At 50.9% G+C, this 12,456-nt stretch carries 10 protein-coding genes; 3 read left to right on the forward strand and 7 right to left on the reverse strand.

Annotation, left to right across the window (positions count from 1 at the left end; translation table 11 throughout):
- Positions 1–14: 14 nt before the first annotated feature.
- Positions 15–1,628, reverse strand: coding sequence for a diguanylate cyclase (locus tag O6P33_RS11655; protein WP_269817944.1), 1,614 nt, complete (start codon positions 1,626–1,628; stop codon positions 15–17).
- 281 nt (positions 1,629–1,909) lie between these two features.
- Between O6P33_RS11655 and O6P33_RS11660 the strand changes: the two genes are divergently transcribed.
- On the forward strand, positions 1,910–2,989 hold the full coding sequence (locus tag O6P33_RS11660; RefSeq protein WP_269817945.1) for a DUF2333 family protein: 1,080 nt from the start codon (positions 1,910–1,912) through the stop codon (positions 2,987–2,989).
- Positions 2,990–3,201: 212 nt separating this feature from the next.
- Here O6P33_RS11660 and O6P33_RS11665 read toward each other — a convergent pair whose 3' ends face one another.
- The 6 genes from O6P33_RS11665 to O6P33_RS11690 form a co-directional block, all read right to left on the reverse strand.
- Positions 3,202–4,023: an enoyl-CoA hydratase gene (locus O6P33_RS11665; RefSeq protein ID WP_269817946.1), complete on the reverse strand. Its 822-nt coding sequence runs from the start codon at positions 4,021–4,023 to the stop codon at positions 3,202–3,204.
- A 58-nt stretch (positions 4,024–4,081) separates the two neighbouring features.
- Positions 4,082–5,272, reverse strand: coding sequence for an acetyl-CoA C-acyltransferase (locus tag O6P33_RS11670; RefSeq protein ID WP_420094944.1), 1,191 nt, complete (start codon positions 5,270–5,272; stop codon positions 4,082–4,084).
- A 2-nt stretch (positions 5,273–5,274) separates the two neighbouring features.
- Positions 5,275–6,042, reverse strand: a complete 768-nt coding sequence (locus O6P33_RS11675) for a 3-hydroxyacyl-CoA dehydrogenase (RefSeq protein WP_269817947.1) — start codon at positions 6,040–6,042, stop codon at positions 5,275–5,277.
- 15 nt (positions 6,043–6,057) lie between these two features.
- Positions 6,058–7,740: an AMP-binding protein gene (locus tag O6P33_RS11680; RefSeq protein ID WP_269817948.1), complete on the reverse strand. Its 1,683-nt coding sequence runs from the start codon at positions 7,738–7,740 to the stop codon at positions 6,058–6,060.
- 117 nt (positions 7,741–7,857) lie between these two features.
- Positions 7,858–8,880: an AraC family transcriptional regulator gene (locus O6P33_RS11685; RefSeq protein ID WP_269817949.1), complete on the reverse strand. Its 1,023-nt coding sequence runs from the start codon at positions 8,878–8,880 to the stop codon at positions 7,858–7,860.
- Position 8,881: 1 nt separating this feature from the next.
- Positions 8,882–9,793, reverse strand: coding sequence for a LysR family transcriptional regulator (locus O6P33_RS11690; RefSeq protein ID WP_269817950.1), 912 nt, complete (start codon positions 9,791–9,793; stop codon positions 8,882–8,884).
- A 150-nt stretch (positions 9,794–9,943) separates the two neighbouring features.
- On the opposite strand from O6P33_RS11690, the gene O6P33_RS11695 reads away from it, so the two are divergent.
- Together O6P33_RS11695 and mmsB are read left to right on the forward strand one after the other, a co-directional pair.
- Positions 9,944–11,452 (forward strand): CoA-acylating methylmalonate-semialdehyde dehydrogenase, encoded by a 1,509-nt coding sequence (locus O6P33_RS11695; RefSeq protein WP_269817951.1) that lies wholly within the window; start codon positions 9,944–9,946, stop codon positions 11,450–11,452.
- A gap of 116 nt (positions 11,453–11,568) precedes the next feature.
- Positions 11,569–12,456 (forward strand): 3-hydroxyisobutyrate dehydrogenase, encoded by an 888-nt coding sequence (gene mmsB, locus O6P33_RS11700; RefSeq protein WP_269817952.1) that lies wholly within the window; start codon positions 11,569–11,571, stop codon positions 12,454–12,456.

Genomic DNA, 12,456 nt, shown 5'->3' on the forward strand with positions numbered 1-12,456 from the left:
TCGCTAAGTTGGCTTTACAGTACGGCCACTTGATTGCGGCCTGCATGCTTAGCCTTATACATGGCTTGGTCAGCTAAATCGGCCAGCTGTGCGCTATCCAGTGTGCCGTCATAGGCCACCACACCGGCACTAAAGGTACAGCTCAACTCTTGGTCTTGCGCAGGGAAGCGTATAGCGGCAAAGCGCAGGCGAATTTCATTGATAATTTTCTCGGCGAAATGCAGTTCGGTATTTGGCAAAATCACAGCAAACTCCTCACCACCGTAGCGGCCAATCTGGTCACTGCGGCGTAAGCGCTGCTTTAAAAATAGCGCCAAGCTTTTAATCACTTTATCGCCCATCGAGTGCCCATAGGTATCATTCACCTGCTTAAAGTGATCAATATCGATCATGACAAAACACATCGGCGCTCGCAGCTTTTGCGCGCGCTCACAGGCATCTTCCAACAGCTGTAAAATATGCGTGTGATTGTATAAGCCGGTTAAGCTGTCGCAGACCATGCGCGTTTTTAAATGACGGGCGCGGGCCGCACGATTGCGTACTGTGGCGACTAAATGCCGAGGTTTGACTGGCTTCATTAAAAAGTCATCGGCCCCTTCACTCATGGCATCCAATTGTTTGTCTAAATCATCTTCTGCAGATAAGTAAATGATCGGCACGCCAACAAACCTCTCATTATGCCGAATCACTTTGGCCAGCTCAGGGCCGTCGCATTCGGGCATATACATATCGAGGATAATTAAGTCTGGATTAAAGTCTAATAATTCAGTTAACGCCTGAGTCGGATCGGTAATGGCACGGGTCATGATGCCTGCCGCATTGAGGACGCGCTCAGTAAACGTTGCTTGCGCTTTTGAATCATCCACCACCAGCGCGCGATAAGGCTCGGCATGCACCACTGAGACCCAGCTTTCTATCTTTTCTAAAATATTGGCAGCATCTAAATTGCCGGTAGAAAAAGCTTGCCCACCAGCTCTTACAGCAGCTAAGCGGGTCAGCGCAGTCACTTCATTTTCACTGTAAAACAACACTGGTACAGCGCTGTCATGGGCTTTTTTAACTTGCTGCGCCAGCTCTAAGCCATAACCTGGACGAATAAAGTCCACATCCAGAATAATCACCGCTGGATAACGCTTCGCCATGGCTTGCAAAAAGGTGTCGGCATCGGCAAACACTTCAACTTGCAAATAAAAGGACTGCAACTGCTGGGCTAAAGACTCTGCTTGCTCAGCACAATGCAACACAAGGTAGATGGGTTTGCGCACCACAGTGGGCAAAAACACCTGATCAATACTTTCCCCCTGACGCAGGCCAGTCTGCAATAACTCTTGCAGCAACTGTGTGATGCTCTCAATGGCATGGCTGTTTAAACGGTTAGCGTTGCTCTCAACAGCAGCCAACACCTCTAGCAACTGCTTGGCAATGGCTATGTGGGCAAACTGCTCAAAACGCTTGGCATGACGCAGTAAACGCTCCCCGGCATCACGCATATTGACTAAATCCTGACGACTCCACTCACTGTTGTGTAAGTTTTGCCACAGCTCTAAAACTTGCCGCGCCTGATTGATCACCCGCTGCGCGAAATGCTGTTTTAAACGCTGCAAACTTTGCGTTTGAGTGCCAGTCATCTTTTACCGCTCCACTAGCCCTTTAGAAACGCCGAGCTATCTATGCATAAGCAGCATTACGCCACTAACTAAAGTCTAAATATAACTGTCACAGGAACGAATGCAATACATCCTTATGCCCTAAGCAGAGAACTGCGTGGCTAATCCTTATTTTTCCATCAGTTCTCTGTGCAGCTTAAGCGACAGCCTGCACTACAGCCTCGCCATTGTTTATAGTACACTCGACACATCAAGCAGCACGGTCTATGGCTGCTCACCAAGCATAAGAAAAGGGTTCCGGCATGCTTAATTGGAAAAAACGCTCACGCGACGCTCGCGACCAAGTTAACGACTCAGTGGATGACGTTAAAAGTTATTTTGGCGGTATTTGGTTCAGTCGCACTATCCTGACAGTTCTGGCTGTTTACCTACTGGTTACCATTGTTATCGGTTGGTATTGGAGCCAAGAGCCGGAGTTTTTCTCTGTTGAAGAGTATGCCCAACAAACTGCCGAAAAAACCCAGCAACCCTTAGTCACTGGTTACACCACTGTGGTTACCCTAAAAGAAGTTGCCTCCACATTACTCGACAAACCCGGTGGTTATTTAAGCAACGATATTGCCCCTCCTGGCATTTGGTTAGACAACATGCCTTCTTGGGAGTACGGCGTACTGGTACAGGTGCGCGACTTATCCCGAGCACTGCGTAAAGACTTTGCTCGCTCGCAATCACAGTCTTCTGAAGATGCAGATTTAGCCAAAGCCGAACCACGCTTTAACTTCGACAATAAAAGCTGGATGCTCCCCGCCACCGAGGACGAGTACCGCTCAGCAATTAAATCCTTGGACCGCTACCTCGCGCGTTTAAGCGATCCTGACCTCACCAACACGCAGTTTTATGCCCGCGCCGATAACCTTAATAACTGGCTGGGTGATGTCGCCACTCGCTTAGGCTCGCTGTCTCAGCGCCTCTCCGCCAGCGTAGGTAAAGCACCTTTAAACATGGAAAACATCACAGAGCTCAGCGTTAGCGTTGACGGAAGCTCGCCTGCGCAAGCCAATATCGAAGAAGTAGTGAAAACCCCATGGCTGCAAATTGATAACGTGTTTTATGAAGCCCGCGGTCAGGCTTGGGCGTTATCACACTTTTTACGCGCCATTGAAATTGATTTTGCTGATGTGATTGCTAAGAAAAACGCCACTGTCAGCGTACGCCAAATCATTCGTGAGCTAGAAGCCGCGCAAGAGCCGCTGTGGAGCATCATGGTGTTGAACGGCGATGGTTATGGAGTTCTGGCAAACCACTCGTTGGTTATGGCCAACTACATCTCCCGCGCTAACGCAGCGATTATTGAGCTACGCCAGTTACTCACACAGGGTTAAAACTCCCGCAGACCCGGATAAGCCGCAACGCCCTCAGCGCTTGCGGCTTTTTTATTGCTGTGGCCATAGTCTGCGCTTGATTGCTGCTTGAACACTCAAGCACAAGATAACCGCTAACGTACAAAAACTACGCAGCAAATAAAAAACCGCAAATAAACGCACATAATGTCTGTGCAATCTATTTGCGGTTTTATCAGGCTAAATATGTGTTATTAGCTGTTTTGCCACTGCGCTTTACGTTTTTCTAAAAACGCACTGACACCCTCTTTAGTATCTTGCGCATCAAATAAATCAACAAAAGCTTCCCGCTCCGCCGGTAACCACTGATCTGGAGCGTGGGTGCGCGCGCCTTGAATTAACGGTTTAATTTTGCGCACAGCAACGGGGCTTTGCTGCGCCACTTTATCTGCCAAAGCCAAAGCAACATGCAGCGCTTCACCGGTAGCCACAACCTCTTCCACCAAGCCAATGCGCTCAGCGGTTTGTGCATCGATACGATCGCCACACAGAATCATGCGCTTAGCCCAGCCCTCACCCACCAGCCAAGGCAGTTTTTGTGTGCCTCCGGCGCAAGGCAATAAACCCACGGTAGCTTCCGGCAAGGCCATTTGTGCTTGTTCTTCAGCAATACGGATATCACAAGCTAAGGCACACTCCAAACCGCCACCCATGGCATAACCATTAATAGCAGCAATGGTGACACCACGGTAATTGCTCAGTGCTTCAAAGGCTTCACCAAAGTAACGCGCCATGCTGCGCGCGATAGCTTTATCACCGCTGGCAAAGAGTTTTAAATCTGCGCCAGCACTGAAAAACTTACTGCCTGCGCCGGTAATCACTAACGCATAAATATCTTTATCGCTATTTAAATGTTCTACCAGCTGCTTCACGCCCTGGAGCATTTCTGCATCCCAAGTATTGGCTGGCGGGCTGTTTAACGTCAGCAAAGCAGTATGCCCACGCATTTCCACAAGCAACTTATCGGTTAATTGCAGGTGTTGAGCTTTCTGATATTTCTCTACGGCATTAGACATTACTTAAATTCCTCAATCATCGATATGTAAAGGCTATCAAGCATTTACATTTAGGGTGTTAGTGCAGAATTTCAACCGCAATTGCAGTCGCTTCACCACCACCAATACAAATAGCGGCGACACCAAAGCGTTGCTGTTTTTGCTTTAATGCAGCAAGCAAGGTGACCAAGATACGTGCACCGGACGCGCCAATCGGATGGCCTAAAGCACAGGCACCACCGTGCACATTGACTTTCTCCGCCGGCAAATTCAGCTCCTGCATGGCAATCATAGTCACCACCGCAAAGGCTTCATTAATTTCAAATAAATCCACTTGGGCTAAATCCCACCCAGTACGTTCCAGCAGCTTATTAATAGCACCCACCGGCGCGCTGGTAAATAAGTGCGGCGCAGCAGCATAGGCACTGTGGCCATGAATGACTGCCACTGGTTTGAGACCACGGGCTTGCGCGGTACTTTGGCGCATCAGCACTAGAGCCGCGGCGCCATCAGAAATAGAGCTGGAGTTGGCGGCGGTGACACTGCCGTCTTTATTAAAGGCGGGCCGCAGTTGGCGGATCTTACTGATATCGGCTTTAGGTGGCTGCTCATCATCACTGACCAGCACACTGCCCTTACGGCTAACCACCTCCACTGGGATAATTTCTTCAGCAAAATCACCCTGACGAATCGCTGCTTGCGCACGTCGCAGTGACTGCTCGGCAAAGTCATCCTGCTGCTCACGACTAAAGCCATAGACTTGTGCACTGTCATCGGCAAAAGAGCCCATTAAGCGGCCTCGGTCATAGGCATCTTCGAGACCATCCATAAACATATGATCAATGACTTTGCCGTGCCCCATCCGGTAACCGCCGCGGGCTTTATCCAGTAAATATGGGGCGTTAGACATGCTTTCCATACCGCCAGCGACCACCACATCCACTGAACCAGCCAGCAAAGCATCGTGAGCCATAATCACCGTTTGCATGCCCGAGCCGCACATTTTATTCACTGTGCTGCACACCGTATGTTCTGCCAGCCCTGCGCCTAACGCTGCCTGGCGCGCCGGAGCCTGGCCTAAACCCGCCGGCAAGACGCAGCCAAACATCACTTCTTGCACTGCTTCTGGTGCTAATTGCGCACGGGTCACTGCCGCTTTAATTGCCGCAGCACCGAGCTCCGGAGCAGTTACACTCTGCAAAGCCCCTTGAAAACCACCCATCGGGGTGCGTGCCATGCTGACGATAACAACAGGATCTAGCTTACTCATTGTTATTTAATTCCCATGCGTAGCGCACCATCGAGGCGAATCACTTCGCCGTTCAACATGCTGTTTTCAATAATATGCTGAGCTAAAGCCGCGTACTCCTCAGGTTTACCTAAGCGTGGTGGAAACGGTACACCCGCAGATAAACTGGCGCGCACTTCCTCAGTCATGCCCGCCATCATCGGCGTTTCAAAGATGCCAGGAGCAATGGTCATCACGCGAATGCCTTGCCCAGCTAACTCGCGCGCGGCCGGTAAGGTTAAGCTGACAATCGCCCCTTTCGAGGCAGCATAGGCGGCTTGACCTAATTGACCATCATAGGCCGCAATGGATGCGGTATTAATAATCACCCCGCGTTCACCTTGAGTATTGGGTGCATTGTTCGCCAGCACTTGCGCGGCTAAACGCAGCACATTGAAACTGCCAATGACGTTAATGTTGAGCACGCGGGAAAAATCATCCAAATCATGCGGTCCTTTACGGCCGAGAATCCGTTGCGCTCCAACAATTCCGGCGCAGTTAATTAAGCCATGCAGCGCACCAAACTGCTTAACCGCAGTATCCAGCGCTTGCTGCACTTGCTTGGCATCGCAAATATCACAAGCAAGACCCAATGTCTTATTGCCTAAGCGCTCAGCTGCAGCCTCAACTGCTGACTGATTAATATCCAGCAGCACCACTGCCGCACCTTGGGCGACTAAATGCTCTGCGGTGGCGGCACCTAACCCAGAGGCGCCACCGGTGATTACAAATGTATGTTCAGCTACACGCATACGACATCCTTAAAATTAGCTAACGGCTTGCTTAGCTTCTTGTTGTTCGTTGTATTTATTAATTTCATTGATCCGTAAAATAAAGCGCTGCACTTTGCCACTTGGGGTTTTCGGCAGCTCCTCAGGAAACTCAATTTCACGGGGATAGGCATGTGCAGCCAAACGATTGCGCACATGCAAACGCAGCTCTTCGGCCAACTCCAGCGTGCCCTCATAGCCTTCTTGCAAAATCACAAAGGCTTTAATGATTTCATTGCGCTGTTTATCCGGCTTACCCACTACCGCAGCTTCAATCACTGCAGGGTGCTCTAACAAAGCGCTTTCCACATCAAAGGGTCCCACGCGGTATCCCGAGGTGCTGATCACATCATCCGAGCGTCCAACAAAGCTGATACTGCCATCGGTGTTCAGCTCAGCAGTATCACCGGTTAAGTAGTAGCGGCCTTTAAATGAGGTGGTTTCCATATCTTTATAGCCGTTAAACCAGAACATCGGCGAGTTTTCCACATCCACCGACAAAATCCCGGGCTGGCCAGCGGGCAATTCCTCTAGAGTTTCCTCATTGACCACCACGACGCGGTGTCCTGGCGAAGCGTAACCGGCTGCGCCCATGTGCATCGGGTGCGCTAGGTTATGGTGGTTACACAACACCATGCCCATTTCAGTTTGACCGTAATGGTCATTGATCGGCGCATCTAAATGCTCTTTAAACCAGCGAATCACTTCTGGGTTCAACGGCTCACCGGCACTGCTGACCACACGCAGCTGGCCTTTCCACTGATCGGCGACTTTTTCACCGGCAGCAATCAGCATGCGGAACACGGTCGGCGCGCCAGCTAAATTGGTGACATTGTATTTTTTCGCAATTTCTAAGCAGCGCTCCAGATTGAACAAACCGTCCACTGATAGCACCGGCAAGCCCATCGACATTGGCCCGGTAATACCAAAATACAATCCGTAGGCCCAGCCCGGATCAGCCACGTTCCAGAATGAATCTTCTGCGCGTAAGCCCACCGCATCAATCATATAGCGCTGGAATGCCACTATGGCACGCAATGGCACCTCTAAAGGCTTGGCTAAACCTGTGGTACCGGAAGTAAACATCATCAAAAACGGATCATTGCCGCTGCGCATAACTGGAGCAAAATCCGTTGATAAGGTGGCAATTGACTGCCAAAAGTCGGCATCACCTGCTTCCAAGCCTTGGCCTTGGGCATCAGCGACCGTCATCACCGCTGGGCACTGCTCCACTTCCAGTAGTTTGCTGCGGTTCGCCACATCACTGACCACCAGTTTTGCGCCTGAAGTCTGTATACGGTGCTCAATGGCTTTAGGCCCAAAAGCGGTAAAAAGTGGCTGATACACTGCGCCAATGCGCCATGTGGCTAAAATAGTCACAATTAGGGCATGCCCACGTGGCAATAAACCCGCAACTATATCGCCAGCTTGGATACCTTGCTGGGTAAGGTAGTGGGCAAGCTGCGCCGACTGATCGCGCAGTTCCGCATAGGTATGACGGCTGGAACTGCCGTCGGCGTTTTCTTGGATTAAGGCAATGGCATCGCCGTCTGCGTGGCGATCACAGCACTCGTAACAGGCGTTCATCGCAGTAAAATCACCACTAATCGCGGCGCGCACAGTGGCGTCAAAATCAAAGTTTTTTGCAGCTTCAAAAATATCGCGTTTAACCAAAGTCATGGCATGCTCCAACTTTTATTATTGTTAACATTGTAAGGTGCTGGCCTTGATACTCAGCCCCAGCCAGCTTTGGAAGCAATAGCAAAATACCTCAAAATGCTTGAACGTTTTTGCCAATCATTGGTTTTTATCAAGCAGCAATGCACGGTAATGACTGGGCTGTGTGCCAGTCCACTTACGAAACGCCTTGTAGAAAGTACTGACGTCGGCAAAGCCGAGAGCACTGGCGATATCGACAAAAGTATAAGACTCATCGGCCAGCCACTTAACCGCCAAAGAACTGCGTACTGCATCCTTAAGTCGTTGATAACTTTGACCTTCTTCATTGAGACGACGCTGCAGGGTAGAGACTGACATAAACAAGTTTTGGGCTAAATCCACGGCATCAGGCCAATGTCGTGGATCAGTGGCGATCAGCTGGCGGCGAATCTTACTGGCTAAACTCTGCTCATCGCGGTACTTGACCATGATGTTATTGGGGGCATGACGCAAAAAGCGCTGTAAGTCTGCGGCGCTGCGACGGATTGGCACGTCCAAGACATCAGCAGAAAAGAAGATTTTAGATTGTCGACAATTAAAGCGTAAGTTGTCAGAAAACATCACTCGGTAATCGTCTATAAAATCCGGTTCGGGGCTGCGGGTATCCACCGACAACAAGGCAATGCGCTGGTTGGCCAGCCAGCAGGTCAAACCGTGCACATACATCCAAAAGGTAAAATAAGTAAAAGCCCGCGCGGGCTCTGCGGTTTCTTCTCGCAGCACCACTGCTGCCATACTTTGCTTGGTGCGCAACACTGCACGTTTATCAGCAAAGACCAAAGCAAGAAACTGTAACGCCACCTCCAAACCTTGACGTACCGTAGCTTGCTGCGCAGCAATACTGCACATAAAAGCAAAACTGCCCGGACGCATGCTGCGCTGGTCCATCAGGAAGAACTCATCTTGAATAGTACGGCGCAAGCGGCGCCAAAAGCGCGCATAGTGCTGCACCGGAACACGCCCAGCATCGGCCTGCATCACTTCTGCACTAAAGGGCGTGCCGTCTAATAAGTCCTGCAAATCCCAACCTTGTTGCAAAGGTGCAAGCAGCGCTTCACGCACCATCACCGCAGACACAGTTCCAGAATATTGCCCCGACATACTATGTTTCCTCCTGTTCACTCTGTGTGGGTAACAACACCAGTTGCTGGGCATCTGCTTGCTCGCGCAAAAAATTCCATACGGTGCGCATTCGGGCAATGTCTTTTAGCTCAATGGGCATCAGCATCCAAAAGGTGCGGGTAAAGCTCACATCACCAGCCAGCACTCGGTGTAAGCGTGGATCAGTACGCGCGGCAAAAGCCGGTAAAATGGCTAAACCTGCCCCTGCTGCCACTGCCTGCTGCTGCGCCAAGACACTGGTGCTGCGTAAATTGGCTTTATTGGTTTTGACCAACTCATCTAAAAATATCAGCTCTTTACTGAACAGCAAATCATCCACATAGGAGACAAAGCGGTGCTCACGTAATTGTTCGCGCTCTGTGATTGGCGGGTGTGCGGCCAAGTAACCAGCACTGGCGTACAGGTGCAGCGCATAATCGGTTAAACGGGTAATGATAAATGGCCCACGTTCCGGGCGTTCGAGGGTAATCACAATATCTGCCTCATTGCGCGACAGTTGCACGGCGCGCGGTAGCGCCAGCAAATCCACCTTCAAATGCGGGAAGCGCTGCCCTAATTCAACCAGCTGCTCGGCCAACAACAAGGTGCTGTAGCCTTCGGTGGCACCAATGCGTACATGCCCAGAAATCTGCTCACCTAAATTGGGCAGTGAATCCGATATCCCGACAAAAGCGCTCTCCATTGCCTCCACCTGCGGCAACAACGCGCGCCCGGCTTCAGTCAGTTTGTACCCTTCCGGCTCACGTAAAAACAAAGGCCGGCCCAAATCTTTTTCTAAAGCTTGGACTTTGCGCGACACCGTAGTGTGGTCAACACCCATGCGCCGCGCGGCAATCACTAAGCGTCCTGCCCGCGCCAACTCTAGAAAAAACCGTAACTGTTCCCAATCCATAGTGTCCTCACCAAGGCTGTATTAGCCGTGTGCGTTTTTGCACAGTATATCTGCAAACAGAGGGGTTGCTGCGAGCAAAAATGCACTGCTAGGATGAAAGCATACAAAGTCAGTCAAACACAAAAACAATTTCATACTGAGGCGTATCCCATGACAACAGTTCAAGTCCCCACCATTAAGCTCGTTATTGACGGTCAATTTGTCGAATCAAAAACTGATCAGTGGCGCGATGTTATCAACCCAGCCACGCAAGAAGTATTAGCCAAAGTACCCTTTGCCACTGCAGAGGAAATCAATGCCGCGGTGGCCAGTGCCAAAAACGCTTTCAATACCTGGCGCAAAACTCCGATCGGCACCCGTGCGCGTATTTTCTTAAAGTACCAACAGCTGATTCGCGAGAACATGCAAGAGCTGGCAGCCTTACTGACCGCTGAACAAGGTAAAACTCTCGCTGACGCAGAAGGCGATGTGTTCCGCGGCCTAGAAGTGGTCGAGCATGCCGCCTCTATTGGCAACTTACAGCTGGGCGAACTGGCCAATAACGTTGCCAATGGCGTAGATACTTATACTTTGCTGCAGCCCATTGGTGTCTGTGCCGGTATCACCCCATTTAACTTCCCTGCGATGATTCCGCTGTGGATGTTCCCCATGGCCATCGTCACCGGTAATACCTTTGTCCTCAAGCCATCTGAGCAAGATCCTATGGTGACCATGCGCTTAGTGGAGCTGGCCCTAGAAGCTGGTATTCCTGCCGGCGTACTTAACGTGATCCATGGTGGACCGGATGCGGTGAATGGCATTTGCGACCATAAAGACATTAAAGCGGTGTCCTTTGTTGGCTCGACCCATGTCGGTACCCATGTGTACAACCGCTCATCACTGGCCGGTAAGCGTGTGCAGTGCATGATGGGGGCAAAAAACCACGGCATCGTCATGCCCGATGCCAATAAAGAACAAACCCTTAACGCCATTGCCGGCGCTGCTTTTGGCGCCGCCGGTCAGCGTTGCATGGCTCTCCCAGTGATTGTCTTAGTGGGCGAAGCACAAAGCTGGTTACCGGAATTAGTCGCAAAGGCGAAAACCCTGAAAGTAAACGCCGGCTGCCAAGCGGGCACCGATGTTGGTCCAGTGATTTCCAAGCAAGCTTTAGCGCGCATCACTGAGCTGATTGATAGCGGTGTCAGCGAAGGGGCCACACTGGATCTCGATGGCCGCAACCCAACAGTACCTGGTTTTGAAAACGGCAATTTTGTTGGCCCAACTCTGTTCTCTGGCGTAGATACTTCAATGCGTATTTACCAAGAAGAGATTTTTGGCCCAGTGCTCTGCGTAATGCATGCCGACAATATTGAGCAAGCCATTGAGCTGGTGAACGCCAATCCAAACGGTAACGGCACGGCCATCTTCACTCGTTCTGGCGCCACTGCCCGCCGCTTCCAAGAAGACATTGATGTGGGCCAAGTGGGCATTAACGTACCCATCCCGGTACCAGTACCAATGTTCTCCTTCACCGGTTCACGTGCGTCTAAGTTGGGTGATTTAGGTCCATACGGCAAGCAAGTGGTGCAGTTCTACACCCAGACTAAAACGGTTACCGCACGCTGGTTTGAAGAAGACGAAGAAGTCGGCGCGCTCAATACCACCATCAGCTTAAAGTAAGACGCTCGCCTGCCTGGATCTTAATTCAGGCGGGCAGCCTTAACTGCAACAGCACAATATTTATAAATTTATTTAGCCTCGACACGCGCAATAATCATAAGAAGCGGAGATCAACCATGCATATCGGATTTTTAGGCCTCGGTAATATGGGCGGCCCCATGGCCAGCAACCTGGTTAAGGCAGGTCATTCACTTAGCGTTTTTGACTTGTCCCAACCGGCGGTTGCAGAGCTGGCCAAGCAAGGCGCACAAGGATTCAATTCAGTCGCTGACTTAGTGGCGGCGGCCCCTGATGTATTGATCAGCATGCTGCCAGCGGCGGCTCACGTGAAAGGTGTCTACCTCGGTGATGAGGGTTTAATTGCCCAGTTAAGCAAGCCCACCTATTTAATTGATTGCTCCACCATTGACCCGCACAGCGCTCGCGAAGTGGCGCAAGCCGCGCAAGCTGCTGGACACTGCATGCTCGATGCGCCGGTTTCTGGCGGCACCGCTGGTGCACAAGCAGCCACTCTGACCTTTATGGTGGGCGGCGCGGCTGCCGACGTGGATAAAATCCGACCGATCTTGCAAGCCATGGGTAAAAACATCACCCACTGCGGCGATAACGGTAACGGTCAAGTGGCGAAAGTCGCCAACAATATGCTGCTCGGTATTTCTATGGTCGGAGTCGCCGAAGCCATGGCTTTGGGCGTGTCTCTGGGCATGGACGCTAAAGTTCTGGCCGGTATTATTAACACCTCCAGCGGGCGCTGCTGGAGTTCAGAAATAAACAACCCCTACCCAGAGGTTTTAGAGAATGCTCCAGCCAGTCGCGGGTATAGTGGTGGCTTTGGCAGTGATTTAATGTTGAAAGATTTAGGGCTCGCCACTGAAGCAGCACGTTTAGCCAAGCAGCCGGTTATGCTCGGTGCTGCCGCGCAACAACTGTATCAGGCCTTTAGTTTACAAGGCCACGGCAACCTCGACTTCTCTGCCATTATTAAATTGTATTTAAAGGAGTAA

Origin of the sequence: Denitrificimonas caeni (genome assembly GCF_027498055.1) — a bacterium.
Lineage (GTDB): Bacteria > Pseudomonadota > Gammaproteobacteria > Pseudomonadales > Pseudomonadaceae > Denitrificimonas.

Bases quoted from the DNA above. Each gene is read 5' to 3' on its own strand.
- O6P33_RS11655 (WP_269817944.1), bottom strand. From the start codon at position 1,628: ATGACTGGCACTCAAACGCAAAGTTTGCAGCGTTTAAAACAGCATTTC.
- O6P33_RS11660 (WP_269817945.1), top strand. From the start codon at position 1,910: ATGCTTAATTGGAAAAAACGCTCACGCGACGCTCGCGACCAAGTTAAC.
- O6P33_RS11665 (WP_269817946.1), bottom strand. From the start codon at position 4,023: ATGTCTAATGCCGTAGAGAAATATCAGAAAGCTCAACACCTGCAATTA.
- O6P33_RS11670 (WP_420094944.1), bottom strand. From the start codon at position 5,272: ATGAGTAAGCTAGATCCTGTTGTTATCGTCAGCATGGCACGCACCCCG.
- O6P33_RS11675 (WP_269817947.1), bottom strand. From the start codon at position 6,042: ATGCGTGTAGCTGAACATACATTTGTAATCACCGGTGGCGCCTCTGGG.
- O6P33_RS11680 (WP_269817948.1), bottom strand. From the start codon at position 7,740: ATGACTTTGGTTAAACGCGATATTTTTGAAGCTGCAAAAAACTTTGAT.
- O6P33_RS11685 (WP_269817949.1), bottom strand. From the start codon at position 8,880: ATGTCGGGGCAATATTCTGGAACTGTGTCTGCGGTGATGGTGCGTGAA.
- O6P33_RS11690 (WP_269817950.1), bottom strand. From the start codon at position 9,793: ATGGATTGGGAACAGTTACGGTTTTTTCTAGAGTTGGCGCGGGCAGGA.
- O6P33_RS11695 (WP_269817951.1), top strand. From the start codon at position 9,944: ATGACAACAGTTCAAGTCCCCACCATTAAGCTCGTTATTGACGGTCAA.
- mmsB (WP_269817952.1), top strand. From the start codon at position 11,569: ATGCATATCGGATTTTTAGGCCTCGGTAATATGGGCGGCCCCATGGCC.